At 68.5% G+C, this 21,700-nt stretch carries 20 protein-coding genes and 1 tRNA gene; 9 read left to right on the plus strand and 12 right to left on the minus strand.

Features of this window, described 5'->3' with window-relative positions; translation table 11 throughout:
- Genes ASC37_RS11210 through ASC37_RS03250 form a run of 5 tightly spaced genes read right to left on the minus strand, consistent with a single transcriptional unit; the run spans position 1 to position 5,854 of the window.
- A complete protein-coding gene (locus ASC37_RS11210; RefSeq protein WP_267885673.1) occupies positions 1–735 on the minus strand; it encodes an alpha/beta fold hydrolase in 735 nt (244 codons plus the stop codon).
- Entirely contained in the window at positions 732–3,227 is a 2,496-nt protein-coding gene (locus ASC37_RS03235) for a DNA topoisomerase III (RefSeq protein ID WP_055423007.1), read from the minus strand. Before ASC37_RS03235 ends, ASC37_RS11210 begins: the two co-directional genes overlap by 4 nt.
- A gap of 4 nt (positions 3,228–3,231) precedes the next feature.
- Positions 3,232–3,711: a DUF494 family protein gene (locus ASC37_RS03240; protein ID WP_055423008.1), complete on the minus strand. Its 480-nt coding sequence runs from the start codon at positions 3,709–3,711 to the stop codon at positions 3,232–3,234.
- 12 nt (positions 3,712–3,723) lie between these two features.
- The gene (gene dprA / locus ASC37_RS03245) at positions 3,724–4,830 is read right to left on the minus strand and encodes a DNA-processing protein DprA (protein WP_055423009.1); all 1,107 of its coding nucleotides are present in this window, start codon (positions 4,828–4,830) and stop codon (positions 3,724–3,726) included.
- A complete protein-coding gene (locus ASC37_RS03250) occupies positions 4,811–5,854 on the minus strand; it encodes a LysM peptidoglycan-binding domain-containing protein (RefSeq protein ID WP_198288985.1) in 1,044 nt (347 codons plus the stop codon). The genes dprA and ASC37_RS03250 overlap by 20 nt, the downstream gene beginning before the upstream one ends.
- Positions 5,855–5,973: 119 nt before the next feature.
- Between ASC37_RS03250 and def the strand changes: the two genes are divergently transcribed.
- Genes def through htpX form a run of 3 tightly spaced genes read left to right on the plus strand, consistent with a single transcriptional unit; the run spans position 5,974 to position 8,299 of the window.
- Positions 5,974–6,477, plus strand: a complete 504-nt coding sequence (def, locus tag ASC37_RS03255) for a peptide deformylase (protein ID WP_055423011.1) — start codon at positions 5,974–5,976, stop codon at positions 6,475–6,477.
- Positions 6,477–7,436 carry a methionyl-tRNA formyltransferase gene (fmt, locus tag ASC37_RS03260; RefSeq protein WP_055423012.1) on the plus strand — a complete coding sequence of 320 codons (960 nt, stop codon included), beginning with the start codon at positions 6,477–6,479 and terminating at the stop codon, positions 7,434–7,436. The genes def and fmt overlap by 1 nt, the downstream gene beginning before the upstream one ends.
- 2 nt (positions 7,437–7,438) lie before the next feature.
- Positions 7,439–8,299, plus strand: a complete 861-nt coding sequence (gene htpX / locus ASC37_RS03265; RefSeq protein ID WP_055423013.1) for a zinc metalloprotease HtpX — start codon at positions 7,439–7,441, stop codon at positions 8,297–8,299.
- On the opposite strand, the gene ASC37_RS03270 is transcribed toward htpX, so the two are convergent.
- From ASC37_RS03270 to ASC37_RS03285, 4 genes are read right to left on the minus strand one after another with little or no spacing between them, the layout of a single operon-like run.
- Entirely contained in the window at positions 8,296–9,072 is a 777-nt protein-coding gene (locus tag ASC37_RS03270; RefSeq protein WP_055423014.1) for an ABC transporter ATP-binding protein, read from the minus strand. The two genes, htpX and ASC37_RS03270, sit on opposite strands and share 4 nt — an antisense overlap.
- Complete coding sequence (locus ASC37_RS03275; RefSeq protein WP_055423015.1) at positions 9,069–10,052, minus strand: FecCD family ABC transporter permease; 984 nt, start codon at positions 10,050–10,052, stop codon at positions 9,069–9,071. Before ASC37_RS03275 ends, ASC37_RS03270 begins: the two co-directional genes overlap by 4 nt.
- Positions 10,049–10,855: an ABC transporter substrate-binding protein gene (locus tag ASC37_RS03280; protein WP_055423016.1), complete on the minus strand. Its 807-nt coding sequence runs from the start codon at positions 10,853–10,855 to the stop codon at positions 10,049–10,051. Before ASC37_RS03280 ends, ASC37_RS03275 begins: the two co-directional genes overlap by 4 nt.
- Positions 10,852–11,709 carry a fumarylacetoacetate hydrolase family protein gene (locus ASC37_RS03285; RefSeq protein WP_055423017.1) on the minus strand — a complete coding sequence of 286 codons (858 nt, stop codon included), beginning with the start codon at positions 11,707–11,709 and terminating at the stop codon, positions 10,852–10,854. Before ASC37_RS03285 ends, ASC37_RS03280 begins: the two co-directional genes overlap by 4 nt.
- 133 nt (positions 11,710–11,842) lie before the next feature.
- On the opposite strand from ASC37_RS03285, the gene ASC37_RS03290 reads away from it, so the two are divergent.
- The 5 genes from ASC37_RS03290 (at position 11,843) to ASC37_RS03310 (ending at position 16,715) form a co-directional block, all read left to right on the plus strand.
- A complete protein-coding gene (locus ASC37_RS03290; RefSeq protein WP_055423018.1) occupies positions 11,843–13,336 on the plus strand; it encodes an efflux transporter outer membrane subunit in 1,494 nt (497 codons plus the stop codon).
- A complete protein-coding gene (locus tag ASC37_RS03295) occupies positions 13,333–14,643 on the plus strand; it encodes an efflux RND transporter periplasmic adaptor subunit (RefSeq protein ID WP_082438354.1) in 1,311 nt (436 codons plus the stop codon). The genes ASC37_RS03290 and ASC37_RS03295 overlap by 4 nt, the downstream gene beginning before the upstream one ends.
- Complete coding sequence (locus ASC37_RS03300; protein WP_055423019.1) at positions 14,640–15,374, plus strand: ABC transporter ATP-binding protein; 735 nt, start codon at positions 14,640–14,642, stop codon at positions 15,372–15,374. Before ASC37_RS03295 ends, ASC37_RS03300 begins: the two co-directional genes overlap by 4 nt.
- Positions 15,374–16,573, plus strand: a complete 1,200-nt coding sequence (locus tag ASC37_RS03305) for an ABC transporter permease (RefSeq protein WP_055423020.1) — start codon at positions 15,374–15,376, stop codon at positions 16,571–16,573. The genes ASC37_RS03300 and ASC37_RS03305 overlap by 1 nt, the downstream gene beginning before the upstream one ends.
- A gap of 66 nt (positions 16,574–16,639) precedes the next feature.
- A tRNA-Arg gene (locus ASC37_RS03310) sits at positions 16,640–16,715 on the plus strand.
- Between the two features lie 133 nt (positions 16,716–16,848).
- On the opposite strand, the gene ASC37_RS03315 is transcribed toward ASC37_RS03310, so the two are convergent.
- A complete protein-coding gene (locus ASC37_RS03315; protein ID WP_055423021.1) occupies positions 16,849–17,337 on the minus strand; it encodes a Dps family protein in 489 nt (162 codons plus the stop codon).
- Positions 17,338–17,431: 94 nt separating this feature from the next.
- Entirely contained in the window at positions 17,432–18,397 is a 966-nt protein-coding gene (locus tag ASC37_RS03320) for a hydrogen peroxide-inducible genes activator (protein ID WP_055423022.1), read from the minus strand.
- Between the two features lie 124 nt (positions 18,398–18,521).
- Between ASC37_RS03320 and ASC37_RS03325 the strand changes: the two genes are divergently transcribed.
- Entirely contained in the window at positions 18,522–20,009 is a 1,488-nt protein-coding gene (locus ASC37_RS03325; protein ID WP_055423023.1) for a DegQ family serine endoprotease, read from the plus strand.
- Between the two features lie 2 nt (positions 20,010–20,011).
- Here ASC37_RS03325 and ASC37_RS03330 read toward each other — a convergent pair whose 3' ends face one another.
- Complete coding sequence (locus ASC37_RS03330; RefSeq protein ID WP_072247908.1) at positions 20,012–21,625, minus strand: methyl-accepting chemotaxis protein; 1,614 nt, start codon at positions 21,623–21,625, stop codon at positions 20,012–20,014.
- Positions 21,626–21,700: the final 75 nt, after the last annotated feature.

Below are 21,700 nucleotides of genomic sequence, written 5' to 3' on the forward strand. Positions count from 1 at the left end.
TCACTCCGACTCCGTTCCTGTCTTTGCTTTTTGCTGGCACAGAAAGCGGCGAATCTCCCCTGCCATGAAGTCCGTCCTGCCCCAAAACGGGGCATGCGCCGCGCCTTCCACCGCGACGAAACGCCCCCGAGCAACGTGGTCCGCAATCCAACGACCGGCAATCGGCGGAATCAAACTGTCCGCGGTGCCATGGAATACCAAAACGGGCACTCCGAGTCCGAGCAGGGTGGCGCGAAGGTCTATCTCCTGTAGCCAATCCAGTCCCGTGGCCAGCGCTTCCGTCGAAGGAAAATCGTCCATCTGACGCATTAGCTGTCGGGAGATGTCTGTGGCCCTGAGATCTCCTCGATTGAAATCGACGATGAATCGGCGTAGAGAGGCAGCAGGCTCCGTACACACTTGTTCCCGAAAAGAAGCCAAACGCTCTGGTGCCAAGCCGTATGGCCATCCTCTGCGACGGACGAACGAAGGGGTGGGAGAGATGGCCACGACCGCAGAAAAGACGTTCGGCGCCAAAGAGGCTGCCGCCAAAGCCAGCATGGCACCTAGGGACCAGCCCACAAGACACGCGCCTTCAGGGGCCTCGTTGCTCAATCTTTGTACCGCCTCGGCGCAGGTATCCGCCTTGGCTGTATGCCCTGGCAAATCGTGCCACTGGGCTCCGAGTACGGAAACGAGGCCAGCCAAAGGCCCCCGACCGAGACCCCAGCCAGGCACACACAGAATCGGTGTCACGACGTCTCCGCGGCCTTGGCTTTCTTCCTCGTCGCGGAGCGCCCTTTCTTCTCCGACGCCTCGCGCGGCTCGAATTCGAAGCCGATCTTGCCGTCGGGTTGGCGCACGAGGTAGGCGGAGAACTTGCGCCGCGTGCGCGCTGACACGAAGCCGGTGAGGAGATCGGTCTTGCCCTCGGAAAGGAGCTTCTTCATCTGCTCCGGCTCGATCGGTTGCTGCAAGATGGTGCGGCCGCTGCGGAAGTCGCAGGTCTTGTCGGGGCCGAGCGACTTGGTGCACACGTAGCTCGTGCCGTGCTCGACCACCGGCGCGCCGCACTTGGGGCAGGGCCCGAGCGATTCGCGTTCGGCCAGATCCGCCGGCACTTCCTCCGGCGGTTCGACGGCGAAGGCGAACGTAGGCTGCTTGGCCTCGTCGAGCACCAGCTCGGCGGCGAAGGGCCGCCCCAGGCGGCTGCGAAACCCCTCCAGCGGGCCGATTCGGCCTTGGGTGAGCAGCGCCTCGGCTTCGGGCACGTCGATCTGCCGGCCGGCGATGATTTTCCACATCGACCAGCCGCACTGATCGCATTGAAAGGTCTTGTAGGTTTCGCGCACGGTGCCGCCGCACTTGGGGCAGGGCGCCTGCAGGGTGGCGAAGTCGCCGGGCACGGTGTCGGATTCGTGGCGCTTGGCGCGTTCGACGATGTCCTGCGCCATACGCGCGATCGAGGCCATGAACTCTTCGCGCGCGAGCCGCCGCTTCTCCATCAGGGCGAGCTTGTGCTCCCACTCGCCGGTGAGTTCGGGCGAGGTGAGCGCGTCGATGCCTAAGCCTTTCAAGAGGGTGATGAGCGAGAAGGCCTTGGCGGTGGGTACGAGCTCGCGCCCCTCGCGCACAAGGTATTTTTCTTCCAGCAGACCCTCGATGATCTGGGCGCGGGTGGCGGGCGTTCCCAGACCCCGCTCGGCCATGGCCGCGCGCAGTTCCTCGTCTTCGACGAGCTTGCCTGCGCCTTCCATGGCGGAAAGGAGCGTGGCCTCGGTGTAGCGCGCCGGCGGCTTGGTGTGCAAGTCCTTGATCTCGACGGCCTCGGTATGAACGGTCTCGCCGGGGGCGACGGGCACGAGTTCCCCTTCGCCCTCGCCAGCGGCCCGTTTGCCGTAGACCTCGAGCCAGCCCGGGGCGACCAGTACCTTGCCTTCGGTCTTGAAGGCGTCTTCGCCCACGCGGGTGATGCGGGTGGTGACACGGTATTCGGCCGGCGGATAGAAGACGGCGAGGAACCGCCGCGTGACCAGGTCGAAGATCTTCTGTTCGGGTTCGGACAGCCCTTTGGGCACCACGCCAGTGGGGACGATGGCGAAGTGGTCCGACACCTTGGCGTTGTCGAAGATGCGCTTGTTGGGTTTGACCCAGCCTTGGGCGAGGATCTTGCCGGCGAAGGGTTGGTATTCCGACGGCAGCTGCGCCAGCACCTCGCGCACGGTGCCGATCATGTCCTCGGGTAGCGCCCGGGCGTCGGTACGGGGATAGGTGAGCGCTTTGTGCCGCTCGTAGAGCGCCTGGGCAATGGCGAGCGTGTTGCGCGCGGAGAAGCCGAAGCGGGCATTCGCCTCGCGCTGCAGGCTGGTGAGGTCGAAGAGCGGCGGCGAAATCTGCGTGCTGGGCTTGGCGGTTTCTTCGACCACGCCCGGCTGGCCCAGGACGCGCGCGCGGATGGCTTCGGCGCGCTCGCGCTCCCACAGGCGGTAGGGGCTGGCGTGCTCGTCGCCCTCGGGCTTCTTGAATTTTTCGTCGAACCAGCGGCCAGTGTAGGTGCCCGCCGCGGCGCGGAAGGTGGCTTCCACTTCCCAGTAGGGGCGGGGCCGGAAGGCGCGGATCTGGCGCTCGCGCTCGACGACCATGGCGAGCGTGGGCGTCTGCACCCGGCCCACCGTGGTGAGATGAAAGCCCCCCGACTTGGAGTTGAAGGCGGTCATGGCGCGCGTGCCGTTGATGCCGATGAGCCAGTCGCTCTCGGCGCGGCTCACGGCAGCCTGGCGCAGCCCTTCCATCTCCTCGGCCGAGCGCAGGTGGGCGAAGGCTTCGCGGATCGCCTGCGGCGTCATCGATTGCAGCCACAGGCGCTGCACGGGCTTGTCGATCTTGCCGTACTGCACGATGTAGTTGAAGATGAGCTCGCCCTCGCGCCCGGCGTCGCAGGCGTTGATGAGCCCGTCGACGTCTTTGCGCTTGGCAAGGCGCAGCAGGAGTTTGAGCCGGTCCTCGCTCTTGGCGATGGGTTGCAGATCGAAGCGCGGCGGAATCACCGGCAGGTTGGCGAAGCTCCACTTGCCGCGCTTGACTTCGTATTCCTCTGGCGCCTTGAGTTCGAGCAGATGACCGACGGCCGAGGAGAGGACGTACTGTTCGGACTCCCAGTAGTCCTTTTCCTTGTGAAAGCCTCCGAGCGCGCGGGCGATGTCCTGCGCGACGGAGGGTTTTTCGGCGATGATGAGTTTCTTGCCCATGGGTTCAGTGCAGCCGCGGCGGTTCGGCGTCTTCGTCGTCTTCGACGCGCAGCAGTTCGTCGACGACGAGGGGATCGAGTTCCCGTTCATGCTGCCACAGCACCATCAGCGCGAGCACCTTGAAATCGTCCGGATCGAGCGGCGTCGCGCCGAATTCCAGGGCGCGGTCGATGAGGGTTTCGCGCAGCGCCTCGTCGATGGCGCCGTGGCGTTGCAGGAAGTAGACCAGGTTCTGCCCGGCGGTTCCCAGGACTTGCCGTTCTTCTTCGGTGAAGATGCGCACGCTGCCGCCGGCGGGCGGGATACGCCACGAAGGGGAAAGGGCCTCGGCGTTTCTGAGCGTGTCGAGCCAGGAGAGCGCCTCGTCGATCTCGTCGCCCTCGAAACCGGCATCGGCGAGCCGCGCGCGCAGCTCGTCCGGATCCTTCGGTGCCTCGTTGGGTCCGGCATAGTTTTCAAAGAGATAGACGAGGACATCGAACATGGAGAGATTCCTTCAGCGGGTGCGTTGGTAGCGGCCGCCCGGCAGGCGCACGACGGCGCCGTCGAGTTCCAGCGGCAACAGCATGGCCGAGAGTGCCTCGCTCGTCAAGCCCGTGCGATGCATCAGGGTGTCGAAATCGACCGGATCGTGCCCCAGGGCGGCAAGGAGCGGGTCGCTTTCGTCGGAAGGCGCGGGCGCGGGTTCTGGCGGAACGAGGGCGCCGGGCGAGGCCAGATCGGGCCATTCTTCGAGGAGGTCGTCGACGCGCTCGACGAGTTTGGCGCCTTCGCGGATGAGGCGGTGGCAGCCGCGCGCGAGCGGATTGTGGATCGAACCGGGAATGGCGAAGACGTCGCGCCCGAGCTCGGCGGCAAGGCGCGCCGTGATGAGCGAGCCGCTGTCGGGCGCTGCTTCTACCACCAGGGTGCCGCGGGCGAGCGCGGCGATGAGGCGGTTGCGCCGCGGGAAATGGTAGGGCTGGGCCGGGGTGCCCAGCGGGAATTCGCTCACGATCGCGCCGTGCTCGGCGATGCGGTGCGCCAGCGCACGGTGCTTGGCCGGATAGACGCGGTCAGCGCCGGTGCCGATGACGGCCACCGTCCTTCCGCCCTCAGCAGCGAGCGCGCCTTCGTGGGCGGCGGCGTCTACGCCAAGCGCGAGGCCGCTCACCACGACGAGGCCGCGCTCGGCGAGCGCCCGGGCAAAGGCGCGGGCGTTCTCCAGCCCGCCGGGCGTGGCGTGGCGCGCGCCGACGATCGCCACCGCGGGCCGGCCGAGCGTGCCGGGATCGCCCACGACGTAGAGCACGAGCGGGGCGTCGGCGAGTGCGAGCAGATTCCTGGGATAGGCGGCGTCGGCGAGGGTGAGGAGGTGATGACGAGCCTCGCCCAGCCAGGCGAGCGCCGTTTCGACCGCCTCGGCAGGAGGAGGCGAGGCGAGCGCCTGGGCGACTTCGGCGCCGAACTCGGCGCGCACGGTGGGGAGCGGCTGGGCGAGCACCGCTTCCGGCGAGCCAAAGCGCGCCAGGAGCTTGCGCTGGACCGAAGGCGGGAGCCGGCGCAACGTGAAGTCGAGCCAGCTCCTCGCTTCTTCCCGGTCTTCAGGGCGTGCGAGCGGCATCCCCGACACGGACCGGTTTCTCGGTCTCCATCACGAGAGCGTAGGACATGCGCTCGAAGACGCGGAAGACGAAGGCCACGCCGTAGCGCTCTTCGGGCAGGAAGACCTTGGTGTCGCGCTCTTCGTCGGTGACGGGGGGACGGATGCGCCACAGGGCGAGCACGTGGCCAGGCTCCAAGCCCTGCTGCTCGCCCTGGTCGAGCAGGACGACGTCGAGCCGACCGGCTTCGAGCGAGCTGCGATACAGGCGAACGATGCGCGCGTCGACCCCTTCGTCCGGCGCGTGGGGCACGAAATTGACCAGCATCTCTTTCTGAGAGGCGATGAGGGCGTCGCCGGCGCGGACCTCTTCGTTCGTCTGCTTCAGGCGCAGCACGGTGCCGAGGCGAGGGTCGTCGTTGGGCTCGACGACGGCGGTACCGAGATCGCGCGCCTCGTAGCCGATGAGCGTCTTGCCATCGCGGGCATAGAGCGGCTCGGTGGGGCGGAAGAGCTGCACGAGCCGGGCATCCTCGGGCACGCCCACGGCAAAGGCCGCATCGCCTGCCCCGGCAATCCAGCGGCCTTCTTCCAGGCCGATGATGCGGCCGGAATTCTCCAGCGTTTTCTGGTCGATCACCAGGGGGCGCACGAGGAAAGGCTCGATGGCCGCGAGCGGGATGGAAGGAATGGCATCTTGAATGGGCTCATGGCGAACCTGGGGCGAGAGCTTCTCGTCGACCGGCCCCACGCGCTTGGCGGCACGCAGCACCCCGGCGGCGCGGTCGAACACCAGGATCTGGCCAGGATAGATGAGGTGCGGGTTGCGGATCTGGGCCCGGTTCATCTGCCACAGGTCGGGCCAGCGCCAAGGGTCGCGCAGGAATTGCTTGGCGATGCCCCAGAGCGTATCCCCCTTGCGCACGGTGTAGGTATCGGGTGCATCGGGCGCGATGGCCTGGGGTTCCACGCCGGCGTGCGCGAGCGAAAGCGCACCGAACCAGACCAGGGCGATCGTGCCTATAATGCGAATCATCCGCTTCATGGCGAGGAACCTCACAGGGATGTCGGAACCGGGAGTGGGCGATCCTGTCTCACTGCCGGGGCAGAAGATATTGGCATTCTACGCGACGCATCGACGATTGGCAACGAGAGACGAAAAATATGGCACTACTTCCCATCCTGCATTATCCCGATCCGAGGCTGAAGAAGCGCGCCGAGCCGGTGACGGAGGTCGACGAGTCGATCCGCCGGCTTGCCGCCGACATGGCCGAGACGATGTACGCCGCTCCGGGAATCGGGCTCGCCGCCACGCAGGTCGACGTGCACAAGCGCGTGATCGTCATCGACGTGACCGAGGACCGCTCCGGGCTGACGGTGCTCATCAACCCCGAGATCCTGGAGAAGGACGGCGAGTGCGTGAGCGAGGAAGGCTGCCTGTCGGTGCCGGGCATCTATGACAAAGTCACGCGCGCCGAGCGCGTCAAAGTGCGGGCACTGAACCTGGAAGGCGAGACGGTCGAGTTCGAGGCCGAAGGGCTGCTCGCCGTGTGCATCCAGCACGAGATCGACCACCTCGACGGCAAGGTGTTCGTCGAGTATCTCTCGCCGCTCAAGCAGTCGCGCATCAAGGCGAAGCTCGTCAAGCGCGCCCGGATGACGGCCTGATGGGCGAGAACGTGCGCCGCGTGGCCTTCGCCGGCACGCCCGAATTCGCGGCGATCGCGCTGCGCGCGCTGCTCGCGGCCGGCTGGGAGGTGCCTTTCGTGCTGACGCAACCCGACCGGCCGGCCGGTCGCGGCATGAAGCTCACCCCGAGCCCGGTGAAACGGGTGGCGCAGGAAGCCGGCATTGCGGTACTGCAGCCGGCGCGGCTCAAGAGCGAGGAGGATCGCCGGGAACTGCTCGCGCTGCCCGCGCCCGACGTACTGGTGGTGGCGGCCTACGGCCTGATCCTTCCGTCCGAGGTGTTGCATTGGCCGCGCTGGGGCTGCCTCAACATCCACGCGTCGCTCCTGCCGCGCTGGCGCGGAGCAGCCCCCATCGTCCGGGCGATCGAGGCGGGCGATGCCGAGACGGGGGTCACGCTCATGCAGATGGACGAAGGGCTGGATACCGGGCCCATGGTGGCGAGCGTGGCAACCCCCATCACCGCCGACGAGACGGCCGGCTCGCTGCACGACCGGCTCGCGGCGCTGGGTGCCGAGCTGCTCGTGCAGGTGCTGCCCGAGCTGCCGCGCCACCTCGCCCAGGCTCGCGCGCAGCCGGCAGAAGGCGTCACCTACGCCGCCAAGATCACGCCGCAGGAGCGTTGGATCGACTGGTCGCAGCCGGCCGAGCGGATTGAGCGGCGGCTGCGCGCCTTCGATCCCCATCCGGGGGCGCAGGCGCTGCTGCGCGGCGTGCCGCTCAAACTCTGGCGCGGCCAAGTGCTCGAAGGAAACGGCACCGAGCCGCCGGGGACGGTGACCGCCGTCGGCACTGAAGGAATCACGGTGCAGACCGGCCAGGGGCGGCTGCTGCTCACCGAACTGCAGCGCCCCGGCGGCAAGCGCCTGCCCGCGGCGGAATTCCTGCGCGGTTTTCCGGTCTCTATCGGCGAGCGGTTCACTGTGGAGGGAGGCTGACGATGTACGGAAACTGGCTGAAGACGACGCTCCTGATGGCGGCGATCATGGCGCTCTTCGGCGCCGTGGGGATGGTGATCGGCGGTAGGACGGGGATGTTGGTGGCGCTGGGGTTCGGCGCGCTCACCAACTTCTGGGCGTATTGGTTCTCCGACAAGATGGTGCTGGCGATGTACCACGCGCAGGAGGTCGACGAGACCACCTCGCCCTACCTCTACGGCATTGTCCGGGACCTTGCCCGGCGCGCGGGGTTGCCCATGCCAAAGGTCTATATCATCCACGAGGCGCAGCCCAACGCCTTCGCCACCGGGCGCAGTCCCGAACACGCGGCCGTGGCGGCGACCACCGGGATCATCGAGCTGCTCAGCGAGCGCGAGTTGCGTGCGGTGATGGCCCACGAGCTCGCGCACGTGAAGCATCGCGACATCCTCATCTCGACCATGACGGCGACGGTAGCCGGCGCCATCTCCATGCTCGCCAACTTCGGCATGCTCTTTGGCGGACGCGACGAGGAGGGGCGGCCGGTCAACCCGGTGCTCGCCATCCTGGTGATGATCCTCGCGCCGATCGCGGCGGTGATCATCCAGCTGGCGATCTCGCGAACGCGCGAATTCGGCGCCGACGCGGGCGGAGCCGAGATCTGCGGCGACCCGGAAGCGCTGGCTTCGGCCCTGGCCAAGATCGAAGCGTACGCCCAGCAGATTCCCATGCCAACGGCCGAGGCACACCCGGAGACGGCGCAGATGATGATCATGAACCCGCTCTCGGGCGGCTGGCTGCAAGGGCTTTTCTCGACGCACCCGCGCACCGAAGAGCGCATCGCCCGGCTGCGGGAGATGGCGGCGCAGATGCGTCGCCGCTAGGGGCGATCGGCTGGTGCCCAAGGCAGCAGCAGCGTCTCCCCCTCCACTTCTAGGCGCCGTGCCCGCAGGCCATAGACCGCGCGCAGCCGCGCCTCGTCGAGCACCTCCAGAGGGGCGCCGGCCGCGAGGCAGCGCCCTTCGTGCAGCAGCAGAACTTCGTCGCAGAAGCGCGCCGCGAGGGTGAGCTCGTGCAGCGCCACCACCACCAGCCGTCCGCCCTCGTGTGCCTCGCGCCGCAGCAGCGCCAGCGTCTCCAGCGCGTGGCGCGGGTCGAGGGCGGCGAGCGGCTCGTCGGCAAGCAGCATCGTCGCCTCCTGAGCGAACGCCCGGGCGAGCGCCACACGCTGCTGCTGCCCGCCCGAGAGTTCGGTAACGGGGCGCTCGGCCAGATCGGCGGCGTCGACTTTCTCGAGCGCCGCGAGGCAGCGTTCGCGCTCGGCGCCGGTACGAATCCGGCCCGCCGGCAAACCCAGGGCGACGCAGTCGAGAACGCGCAGCGGCAGATGAAGGGAAAAGCGCTGCGGGCAATAGGCGATCACCGACGGCCAGCGTGGGCGCGGCACGCGCACGAGCGGCTCGCCCCACCAGCGCACTTCCCCTTGCTGCGGCCTGAGTACGCCGGCAGCCACCCGCAGCCACATCGATTTCCCCGCCCCGTTGGGCCCTACCAGACCGACGAGACGGCCGGATTCGCCCCGCCAGTCGATGCCGCGGAGCACGGCCCGTCCTCCCAGCCGCAGGCCGACGCCGGAGAACTCCAGGGCTAGGCTCATGGCGCACGCACCGCGAGTACCCGCCACAGGAAGAAGGGCGCCCCGACGAGGGCCGTGAGCACGCCGAGCTTGAGCTCCGCGCCGTGGGGATCGATCAGGCGCACCGCCAGATCGGCGGCGAGCAGCAGCACCGCCCCCGCGCCCATTGAAGCCCACAGCGTGCGCGCCGGATCGTGGCGCACGAGGGGCCGCACGAGGTGTGGTGCCACCAGGCCGACGAAACCGATGGAACCGGCGATGGCCGTGGCCGCCCCCACCGCCAGCGCCGCGCCCACGAGCACGGCCAGACGCAGCCGCGGCAGCGACACCCCGAGGCTCGCGGCGGCCTCCTCGTCGAGCACCAGGCGGCGCAGCGCCGTGCCTTGGCGCAGCAGCAGCGCCATCCCCAGCGCGATCGGCGGCAGCACCAGCGCGACGTCCTGCAGGCTGCGATCGGTCACCGAGCCCAGCAGCCAGTGCACGATCTCCATCGTCGCGTGCGGATTGGGCGAGGCATTGAGGATGAGTGAGACGAGCGCCGTGCTCAAGCTGGAGGCAGCCACGCCGGCGAGGATGAGGCCCACGGTGGAAGCGCCGCGCAGGGCGAGCAGAAGCACGAACGCGGTAACGAGCGCCGCCCCGGCGAATCCCGCCAGTGGCAGCGCCAGCGACCAGGCACCGGCCCACCCCCAGTAGAGCGCCATCACCGCCCCGAGCGAAGCCCCGCCGGTGGCGCCGACGAGCGCCGGCTCGGCGAGTGGGTTGCGCAGCAGGCTCTGCAGGGCCGCACCGGCCACGCCCAGCGCCGCCCCTACGGCGAGCGCGAGCAGGGTGCGCGGCAGCCGGATCTCCACCAAGACCAGGCGCAGGAGAGGGTCGCCCGCCCAGACGCCGCGCCACCAGGCAAGCGGCGAGAGCTCGAGATAGCCCAGCGTGAGCGAGGCGAGCACGAGCAAGCCCACCAGCAAGAGCAGCGCCGGGGCGAGTAACACTTCCCTCATCGCAGCCGCTCCAGCGCCTCGAACGACCAAGGGCCGGCGCAGGTGATCGCCCAGCTCGGCAGCCAGTGCGGTTCGCCGGCCTGGCGCCGCAGCGCCGGATGCGCGAGCAGGCGCTCGCCCAGGGTCGGGGTGTCGTTTTGATAGACGGTGCGCCACCAGCGCGTCGGGCGGGCGGCCAATGCCCGCTCGAGCGGCAGATCGCCATGGCCGATGAGTCCGGCACGCTCGGCGGCGTTGATGCCCCCGCTGCGCTCGATGAGCTCACCCACCCATGTGCCGCGCCCGGCGCTGTAGCCGCCCTGGAGATAATAGAGGATGACCGGTGTCTCGCCCTCCACGCCCAAGGGACGCGCGAGCGCATCCAGCCGTGTTTCCAGGGCTGCGGCGCGCTCCGGCTCGTGCACCAACCGGCCGAGGGTACGAATCGCATCCCGCAGCGCATCCAGCGATTCGACGTACGGCAGCGTATAGACGGGAAGCCCCAGTCGTTCGAGGAGCGTTCGCGTGGCCGCGGCCGAGAACGGCCCGAAGACGACCAGATCCGGCCGAAGCGCAAGGATCTCTTCGGCCGAACCGCGGATCGCCGGTTTGTCGGCCCCCAGCGTCGGGTCCGGGGCGAGATCGGCGCGGCGCGACAGCGTCGTGATGGCGATGACGCGCTCGGGAGCGAGCCGCAGCAGCAGCTGGTCGGCGCACAGATTCACCGAGACGACACGCCGCGGCCCTTCCTGCGCCTGGGCCACGCAGGCAAAGAAGGCCACTATCACGAACAACTGGCGATGCCATACACGCGGGGTCTTCATCTCTCCGCGCGATCGACCACCACGCAATGGCGCTGCCGCCCCAGACCTTCCACTTCCAGCGTCACTTCGTCGCCGGGGCGCAGGAAACGCGGCGGTTTCTGACCCAGGCCAACCCCGGCGGGCGTGCCGGTGGCGATGACGTCGCCCGGCAGCAGCGTCATGAACTCGGACAGGTGACTCACGAGGGTGGCCACGTCGAAGATCATCTCGGCGGTGTTGCCGTCCTGCATGCGCTCGCCGTTCACCTCGAGGCGGATGGCGAGCGCCTGCGGGTTGGGCACTTCGTCGGCGGTGACGAGCCAGGGGCCCAGCGGACCGAAGGACTCGTAACTCTTGCCCTTGATCCACAGCCCGCCGCGGTTCATCTGGAAGTCGCGCTCCGAGCCGTCGAGCACGGTGCAATAGCCGGCGATGCAGGCGCGCGCCTCGGTCGGCGAGACGCGCTTGGCCCGCCGACCGATGACCACGCCCAGCTCCGCCTCCCAGTCGAGTTTCTGCGCTCCGGGCGGGCAAAGGAATGGATCGTCCGGGCCGCAGATGCAGCTCGTGGCTTTCATGAAGACGACCGGTTCCCTCGGGATGGGCAGGTTCGCCTCCTGCGCGTGGTCGCGGAAATTGAGCCCAATGGCGTAGAAATTGCCCACGCCGGCCAGCGGCGACCCCAGGCGCACGTCGGGTGAGACCGGCGGCAGCGAGAAGGGGTCGAGCGCGCGCAAGGCGGCGAGCACCGCCGCGTCGGCGAGGAGCGCCCCGTCGATGTCGCGCACATGGGCCGAGAGGTCGCGCAGGCCGCCGAGGGGGTCGATCAGGCCGGGGCGTTCCTGACCAGGGAGGCCGAAACGGATGAATTTCATGGTGTCTTTCCTGAGAACGAGGGGTTTGGCAGCGCGGCGCCCAACAAATCGTATCATGCAGCCGCGGCCGGTGCGCAGCGCGTACAATCACGCCCCGTAGGTTCGATCCCGTTGCCAGAGCCGTGATCCCTCCATGGAGCCGACCATCCCGCTCTTCCGGTTTCCCACGCGCACAGCGGCGCTCTTGGCCGCCTGTGTGTGCGCGGCCTGCGCCATCGTCACGGTGCCGCCGCAGGCGCCACCTCCGCCGGCGGCGTTTCGTCAGGCCGCACCGGAGGCGGACGAGGCCGAGCTCACCCAATGGTGGCGCCATTTCGCCGACCCCGTGCTCGAGGAGATCGTGGCCAAGGTGCGCCGCGACAATCTCGACCTCGAAGCGGCGCTCGCGCGCCTGGCCCAGGCGCGGGCGCAGCGGCGCGCCACCGCCGCCGATCTCGGCCCCACCATCACCGGCAGCGGCAGCGCCGCGCGCAACCGCACGAGCGCCGAAACGGGCATGGGAACGATCGAAAACCAGTTCCAGGTCGGCTTCGACGCGCAATGGGAGCTCGACGTCTTCGGCGGGCGGCGGGCAGCGCTGCGCGCGGCCGAGGCGCAGCAGACGGCAGCCACCTATGATCTGGCCGACGTGCTGGTGAGCACCACGGCCGAAGCGGCGCAATCCTGGTTCGACGCGCGCACGGCGCAGGCGCGCCTCACCTTGCTCGACGCGCAGCTCGTGGTGCTCGAGCGCAGCCTGGCGCTCGCCCAGGCCAAGGCCGCCGCGGGCCTGGTGAGCGAGCTCGACGTGCGTCAGGCCCAGACTCTGCTCGCGCAGACCCGGGCGCAGCGCGCCGCGCTCGCCCAGGGCCGGGAGAGCGCCCTGAATGCGCTCGCGCTGCTCGCCGGAGAAGCCCCGGGTTACTGGCACGAGCGACTCACGCGCGACCAGCCGCCAGGGCCGCCGCCCGCCGCCGCGGGGGCCGAACCGCCGGAGCTCGCCTATCTCGCACCCTGGGTGACGCGCCTGCCGCCCCTGCCCGCGGCCGGCATTCCCGCCGACGTGCTGCGCCGCCGCCCCGACGTGCGCCGCAGCGAGGCGCAGCTCGCCGCCGCCGCCGCGCAGCGCGACGTGGCCGACGCGGCGCGCTACCCGAGCTTCCCCTTGAGCGGCAGCCTGGGCCTTACCGCGCTCACCGCAGGCGATCTGTGGCAGGCGAGTGCACGCACCTGGAGCCTCGCGTTCGCGCCGCTCGCCACCCTCTTCGATGGCGGCAAGCTGTCGGCGCAGCTGGAGGCGAGCGAAGCGCAGCTCATGCAAAGCTTTGCCGACTACCGCAAGAGCGTGCTCAGCGCCCTAAGCGAGGTGGAGAACGCCCTCCTCACGCTCCAGGAAGACGACCGCCGCCTGGACGACCTGCGTCAGGCAGCCGACAGCGCCCGCGCGAGCGTGGAGCTGGCGCTCGCGCAATACCGCTCGGGCCTGACCGACTACACCGTGCTCATCGACACGCAGCGCACCTGGCTCTCGGCCACCGACGCGTTCGTCGCGCAGCAAGGACAGAACGCCGGCGACCGCGTTCGTCTCTACAAGGCGCTCGGCGGCGGCTGGCCGGGCGAGGCGCCGCAGGAGGAAACCGTCCGATGAACGAAACTGCTCCCGACTCCGCCGACGCCGTGCTCGACACCTCGCATCTGCGCGCCGAACTCGCGCGCCTACGCCGGCGGCGGCGCATCATCCTCGCCGGCGGGCTCCTCGTCCTGCTGCTGGCTGCCGGCCTGTGGTTCGTCGGCAAGCGCGGCGGGGAACCGGTGAGCGTGCGCTACCTCACCGACGCGGCCCAGCGCGGGGATCTGTCGATCACCGTCACTGCCACCGGCAACCTCAGCCCGACCAACCAGGTCGACGTCGGCGCCGAGATCTCCGGCACGATCCGCGAGGTCTACGTCGATTTCAACGATCCGGTCAAGGTCGGCCAAGTGCTCGCCCGGCTCGATACGCGCAAGCTCGAGGCGCAGCGCGTGCAGGCCGAAGCGAATCTCGCCCTGGCGCGCGCCAAAATCCCGCAGCTCGAAGCCACCCTGACGGAAGCCCGGGCCAAGCTGCAGCGCCTGCAGCACGCCGGCAAGCTCAGCGCCGGCCAGGCCGTGGCGCAACAGGATCTGGACAGCGCCGCCGCGAACGTCGCCCGCGCCGAAGCGGAGCTGCTGCAAGCCAAAGCCGAAATCAAGGCCAGCGAAGCGCAGCTCACCTCCATCCTCACCGATCTCGACAAATCCGTCATTCGCAGCCCCATCGGCGGCGTGGTGCTCAAACGCAGCATCGACCCTGGGCAGACGATTGCCGCCTCGCTGCAGACGCCCGTGCTCTTCACCCTGGCCGAGGATCTCGCCCAGATGGAGCTTTTGGCCGACGTCGACGAGGCCGACGTGGGCAAGGTAGCCGAAGGGCAGAGCGTGAGCTTTACCGTAGACGCCTATCCCGACCAGCCCTTTAGCGGCCGGGTAAAACTCGTGCGCTACGGTTCGGAACTGGTCAACGGCGTGGTCACCTACAAGACCGAAATCACCGTGGGCAACCCCGAGCTCAAGCTGCGCCCGGGCATGACCGCCACCGCCGAGATCCTCAGCCAGCACCTCGAAGACGTCCTGACGATCGCCAACGCCGCGCTGCGCTACCGCCCGCCCGAAGCGGCGCCCAAACCGGCCGCGGGCAGCGGCGGCCTAGGCGCACTCTTCCGCCCCCCCTTTCCCGCTGCGCCTACGCCACCGCCCGAGAAGAAGACGCGCGAAGAAGCCACGATCTGGGTGCTCGGCGAGGACGGAGCCCCCGCCCCCGTGCGCGTACGGCTGGGCCCTTCGGACGGGCGGCGCACCCAGGTCCTGGAAGTGCGCTCCGGCAAGCTCGAACCGGGCACGCCGGTCATCACCGCCACGGAGCGCCCCAAGCCATGAACGGGCCGCAGCGAGAGGGCGCGCCGTCCACCCGCGCACCGCTCATCCGCTTGCGCGGCGTCGAGCGCGTCTATGGCCAGGGCGACGCGCGCGTCGTCGCGCTGGGCGGCATCGACCTCGACGTCTGGCCGGGCGAGTTCGTCGCCCTCATGGGACCGAGCGGTTCGGGCAAATCGACCACCATGAACATCCTCGGCTGCCTCGACACCCCCACCCGCGGCAGCTACCGGCTCGGCGACGTCGAAGTCACCGAACTCGACAACGACGGACGGGCGCTGCTGCGCCGCCATACCCTGGGTTTCGTCTTCCAGGGCTTCCACCTGCTGCCGCGCGTCACGGCCCAAGAAAACGTCGAACTGCCCCTCGTCTATCAGGGCGTACCGGCCCACGAACGGCGCCTGCGTGCGCGCGAGGCGCTCGCCCAGGTCGGGCTTTCCGGCCGCGAGCACCACGTGCCGAGCGAACTCTCCGGTGGGCAGCAGCAGCGCGTGGCGATTGCCCGGGCCATCGTCGCCCAGCCAAAAGTCTTACTCGCCGACGAGCCCACCGGCAACCTCGACTCCGCCCGCAGCCACGAGATCATGGCGCTCATCACCCGGTTCAACCGCGAACGGCACCTCACCATCGTCATGGTGACGCACGAACCGGACATCGCTGCCTACGCCCAGCGCGTGGTGCACTTCCGCGACGGGCACGTCGAGCGCATCGACGGCGCTGGGGAGGCGGCCTGATGCTGGGCAATGCGCTGCGCGAAGCGATCCGCTCGCTGGGCAGGAACGCCCTGCGCTCCTTTCTCACCGTGCTCGGCATCGTCATCGGCGTGGGCGCGGTGATCGCCATGGTCACGCTCGGACGCGGCGCCACCCAGGCGGTCTCCGACCAGATCTCGTCGCTGGGCAGCAACATCGTCTTCCTGCGGCCTTCGCGCGGCTTCGGCCCGGGGCAGAACGTCGTTCCCTTCAAGGTGGAGGACGCGCTGGCGATCGCCCGCGAAGTGCCCGGCGTGGCCTGGTCGACGCCGGTGTCGCTGCGCACCCTCACCGTGGTGGCCGGCAACCAGAGCTGGAGCACCACCGTGGTCGGGGCGGGCGAGGGATACCTCGAAGCGCGGCGCTGGGAAATCGTCAAGGGCCGCGGCTTTACGCCGAGCGAACTGCGCGCCGGCGTGGCTTCCTGCATCGTCGGGCAGACGGTGGCGCGCGAGCTCTTCGGCAGCGAAGATCCCATCGGCCAGCGCATGCGCGTGGACAAATTCTCCTGCGAGATCATCGGTCTGCTGGATGCAAAAGGCCAGAGCGCCATGGGCACCGATCAGGATGACATCGTAATCATCCCCTTGCGTACCTACCAGCGGCGCATCTCCGGCACCACCGACGTGGACTCCATCCAGCTCTCGCTTGCCGACGGCATCGACAACGAGCGCGTGCTCGCGGACATCCGGCTCGTGCTGCGCGAGCGCCGGCACCTCTCGGCCAACATGGAGGACAACTTCCGCCTCATCGACTCCAAGGAGATCGAGCGCACGCTCACCAGCACCACGCGCATGCTCACGGTGCTGCTCGGGGCGGTGGCCGGCATCAGCCTGCTGGTGGGCGGCATCGGCATCATGAACATCATGCTGGTGTCGGTGACCGAGCGCACGCGCGAAATCGGCATCCGCCTGGCGATCGGCGCGCGCGCCGCCGACGTCATGCTGCAGTTCCTGGTCGAAGCCGTGGTGCTCGCGCTGCTGGGCGGGGCCATCGGCATCACGCTGGCGCTCGTCTTCTCGCTCGTGGCCGCGCAGAAACTGGGATTCCCCTTCTCGCCGGATTACGGCATCGTGCTGATCGCCGCACTCTTCTCGGGCGCCATCGGTATCGTCTTCGGTTTCTTCCCGGCGCGCCGCGCCGCCCGGCTCGATCCGATCGAGGCGTTGCGGCACGAGTAGGGCGACCGCGCTGAAACCGGCGGCGCACGCGGCGCATTTTGTGCGATAATTTGACTTTACCTTCCCGCGCCCGTAGCTCAGGGGATAGAGCGTTGGCCTCCGAAGCCAAAGGTCGCAGGTTCGATTCCTGCCGGGCGCGCCACTTCTCGATTTCCCCCTCCCCTCCTTCCCCCTCTCGCTTTTCCCCGAACGAAAGGCGTCCTCCCCTCGATACCTACAAAAAAGCCGACCGGTTTCCCGATCGGCCACCGCAGCATATCCTGCGCAAGGAGTGATCATTCGAGCAGGCTGCGCAGCATCCAGGCGTTCTTCTCGTGGATCTGCATGCGCTGCGTGAGCAGATCGAGTGTGGGCTGGTCGTTGGCCTTCTCGGCCACGGGCAGCGTCTCGCGTGCCGTACGCACCACCGTCTCCTGCCCCTTGATGAGATAGCGGATCATGTCCTCGGCCTTGAGACCGGGCTTGGGCTCCTCGAGCCGGGTGAGTTCGAGAAACTCGGCGTAGGTTCCGGGTGCCGGGTACCCCAAGGCGCGGATGCGCTCGGCGATGTCGTCCACCGCCGTGGCGAGCTCGGTGTACTGCTGCTCGAACATCAGGTGTAGGGTGTTGAACATCGGCCCCGTCACGTTCCAGTGGAAGTTGTGCGTAGCCAGGTACAGCGTGTAGGAATCGGCCAAGAGCTTGGCGAGCCCCTCGGCGATTTTCTTGCGGTCTTTTTCGTCGATGCCGATGTCGATGGCGGTACTGTCTTGCCCTTTGCTCATGCTTCTCTCCTTGAAGGAACCTGACGCAGATCAATATAGCGCATGCCGGCGAGGCTGACAAATCGTCACCGGCAATCGCTCACTTCACTCTAGGTTATGACGCTGCCTCGACCGGGCTCTGCTCCTCGGGCAGACGCCGCGGCGCAGGGCCCACGGGGCGCACGCCAGGCAGATCGGCGGCGAAGATGGCGCGGCGCAGCACGTCGATCGCGCCGTGGCGCGGATAGGTGACGCGCCACACCAGTACCACCCGGCGGTAAGGTTCGGGCTCGGCAAAAGGTCGCACCGCGAGCAGGGGGTTCATGCGCGAGGCGTCGTCGGCGGCCGACGAGGGCAATACCGTCACGCCCAGGCCGCTCGCCACCATGTAGCGGATGGTTTCGAGAGAACTTCCGGCGAGCGCCTCCTGCAGCGGCGAATTGCTCACGCATTGCGGGCACACTTCCAGCACCTGGTCGCGGAAGCAGTTGCCCGCGCCAAGGAGCAGCACGTTTTCCTCGGCAAGCTTGGCCGCCGGAATGCGATCGAACGTCGTCCAGGGATGCTCGGCCGGCATGAGGACGCGGAAAGGCTCGTCATAGACCGGCTGCGTGACGAGCCCCGGTTCGGAGAAGGGCAGAGCGAGCACGGCGACGTCGATCTCGCCGTGCTTGAGCTGCTCGGCGAGCTTCGCCGTGTAATCCTCGTGAATGATGAGCGGCATTTTGGGGGCGAACTCATGCACGAGTGGAATCAGCCGCGGCAGCAGGTAAGGGCCGATGGTAAAGATGACCCCCAGCCGCAGCGGCCCGATGAGAGGATCCTTGCCCGCCTGGGCGATCTCTTCGACGCGCTGCGCCTCGCGCAGCACCCGCTCGGCCTGCTCCACCACCTGCCGGCCGATCTCGGTGAGTTTGACCTCGTTGGGGTTGCGCTCGAAGAGCAGCACCCCGAGATGCTGCTCGAGTTTCTTGATCGCCACCGAGAGCGTGGGCTGACTCACGTGGCAGCGCTCGGCGGCGCGACCGAAGTGCCGCTCCTGCGCGAGCGCGACGAGATAGCGCAAATCGGTGAGCGTCATGATGAATCCCCCTTGCCGGCAACCGTCTTCGGCCAGTGTATCAAATCTTTTTACCATCGATGCCGGCGTTTTGTTCCCGAACGATCCCGTACAATGAGCTTTTTCCCGCATGGAAGGAGTAGCCATGAATGGAGTGTGTCCGCGGCATCCTACCCCTGCCGGCCTGCGCCGTCGCGGCGTGGCGCTGGCGCTCGCCTTCGCCTTGGGAACGGGCATCGTGCCCGCAGTCGGCGCGGCTGAACCGGCCTTGCGCCCCGTGCTTTTCGGCGGCTCCGAGCAGCGCCTGCCGGATTTTGCCGACCTGGTCGAGCAGGTGACTCCGGCGGTAGTCAATATCACCGTGCTGAGCCGTTCGAGCGAAGAAGCCCTGCCCTTTCCCTTCGACGAAAATGATCCTTTCTTCGAATTCTTCCGCCGCTTCGGCATCCCGTTGCCCCAAATGCCCGGCGGACGGGGCGAGGCGCCGGTGCAGCGCGGCCTCGGCTCCGGCTTCATCGTCTCGGCCGACGGCTACATCCTCACCAACGCCCATGTGGTGGGCGAGGGCGGCGAGGGAACTGACGTCACGGTCCAGCTCGCCGACGGGCGCAAATTCCCGGCCAAGGTAGTCGGCGCCGATCGCCGTACCGACATCGCCGTGGTCAAGATCGACGCCAAGGGTCTGCCGACGGTGAAATTCGGCGATCCCGAGAAGGCCCGCGTCGGCCAGTGGGTGATCGCCGTAGGTTCCCCCTTCGGCTTCGAGCACAGCGTCACCGCCGGCATCATCTCGGCCAAGTCGCGCCGCCTGCCCGACGAAACCTACGTCCCCTTCATCCAGACCGACGCGGCGGTCAATCCGGGCAATTCCGGCGGACCGCTCTTCAACATGGACGGCGAGGTGATCGGCATCAACAGCCAGATCTATTCGCGCTCGGGCGGCTACATGGGCATCGCCTTCGCCATCCCCAGCGACGTGGCGCAGGAGGTGAAGGATCAGCTCATCGCCTACGGCCGGGTGCAGCGCGGCAAGCTCGGCGTGGTCATCCAGGGCATGGACGAGGAACTGGCAAAGAGCTTCGGGCTCGACAAACCCGAAGGAGCCTTGGTCGCCAATGTCGAAGAAGGCAGCCCGGCAGCCAAGGCCGGCATCCAGGCGGGCGACGTCATCGTCGCGGTCGACGGCCAGAAAGTCAAAGATTCCGCCGACCTGCCGCGCCTCATCGGACGGCGCAAACCGGGCGAGGCGGTACGCGTCGAGCTCTTGCGCCAAGGGAAACGCCTGGAGAAGAGCGTGACGCTGGCCGAACTGGACGAGGACACGGCACGGGCGGCAGTCCCTGGCAAGAAATCCCCTGGAGAGCCGAGCGCGGCAGGCATCGCCGTGCGCCCCCTCACCGCCCAAGAGGCGAAAGAGCGCGGTCTGGAAGAAGGTGGCGTGCTCGTGACCCGCGTCGAAGGGCTGGCGGCCCTCGCCGGCTTGCGCCCGGGCGACGTGATCCTGGCGGTGAACCAGCAGCCGGTGCGCACGCCGGAGGAATTCCGTCAGGCGGTGAGCAAGGCCGGCAACCGGTTCGCAGTGCTCGTCGATCGCAACGGCATGCGGCTCTTCATCGCCATCCGGCGGCAGTAAACTCACTCCACGCGGAAGCGGCGCACGCGCTCGACGAGCTGCTGCGCCTGCGTCTGCACCTTCTCCACCGCCGAGGCCATGGCATCGACTTCGGTATCGAGCCGTCCCGTCTCCCGCGCGATCCCTTCGACCGCGGATGCAGCCTGCTCGGCCAGCTCCCGCTCCTCTTCGGTCGTGACGGTGACCGCATCGAGCCGCCTGCCCACGTCGGCCACCGCCTCGCCGGCCTCGGCCAGGCGCTGGGTCACCTCGTCCGAGACGCGGCGCACTTCCTTCAATTTTTCCTGGCCGGACTCGAACGCGGCGTAGAGCTGGTCGCTGCGCTCGACCACGGCGGCGGTGATGGTGTCGATGCGCCCGGCGGCGGCACCGGACTTCTCGGCCAGTTTCCTCACTTCGTCGGCCACCACCGCGAAGCCCCGCCCCGCCTCGCCGGCGCGCGCGGCTTCGATCGCGGCGTTGAGCGCCAAAAGATTCGTCTGGTCGGCGATTTCGCGCACTTCCTGGGTGATGACCCGGATTTCGTGCGAGGATTGGGTGAAGGCTTCCATCGCCTCGACCAGCGAGGAGAGCGCCTCTTCGATGGCCGCGAAGGCATCGACGAGGGCGGCGAGCCGTGCCCGGCTCGTCTCGGTGCGCTCGCGGCTCACCTGCGACTCGGCCTGGATGGCCGCGATCTCCGCGGCCACCCCGACCGCCGCCTCGTGCAGCCGCCCGATCAGTTCCCGTACCTGGGCCACCACGGCGTTCTGCGTTTTCGCCCCGGCGCGCACCGCATCGCCGCTGCGCACCATCTCCGCCGTCGCCTCTTCTAGGGTAGTCACGGTGCGCTTGACCTCGCGCACCAGCTCGGCCACCGTCTCGAGCATGCGGTTGAAGCCAGCGGCGGCCGCCCCGATCTCGTCGTCGCGCCCTACCGGCAGGCGCCGCGTCAGGTCGCCTTCGCCCTGGGCGATCTCCTCGAGGCTGGCGACCAAGTGCGCCAAGGGCCGCGCCACCGAGCGGCGCACCACCCAGGCGATCACGCCCACGGCAAGCAAGGCGAGCAGCACGGCGAAACTTCCCACCCAGGCGGCAAAGCGGCGGGTGGCGGCATCCGACTCGCCGAGTGAGATGCGCATGCTCACCGCCCCCAGCACCGTACCCTCCGGCACCTGGTGGCAGACGATGCAGTTCTTCCCGAGGTAGTCGGTCGCCGCCTTGGCCGGATAAATGGCGCGCAGTGCCCGGGCTCCGTCGCTCTCCTCGATCGCCAGGTAGGTCTGGCCGGAGGCGAGCACCTGCGCTTCCTCCGCGTCGGGCTCCTTTTCCAGTCCGCCCTTGCCGTAGAGCGCCGTCACCGCTTCGCCGCGCAGCACTTCCAGGCCGCTCACTGCCGTAAGCTTGCGGATCTGGTCGAGAAAGACGTCGCGCTGCCCCACGGTGCCAGTGACCATCATCGCCGTGAGCCCGGCCATGGTCATCTCGTTGATCGAGGCGGCGAAGCGCTCCGCCTGGTCGCGCGCCATGGTGCGCGAGGCGGCCATGCTCCAGGCGACCATCACCGCCAGCCCTGCCACCAGCACGATCCCGATCGCGGCGATCAGGCGCCGCGCCACCGAATGTCTCGTTCGCATCGTTCGCCACTCCCCCGACGAAGGCGCCACCGGCGCCTCCAAGCCATTGAATCCATGATGCAGAATAGCGCGCGG

Source organism: Tepidiphilus thermophilus, from assembly GCF_001418245.1.
Classification (GTDB): Bacteria; Pseudomonadota; Gammaproteobacteria; order Burkholderiales; family Rhodocyclaceae; genus Tepidiphilus; species Tepidiphilus succinatimandens.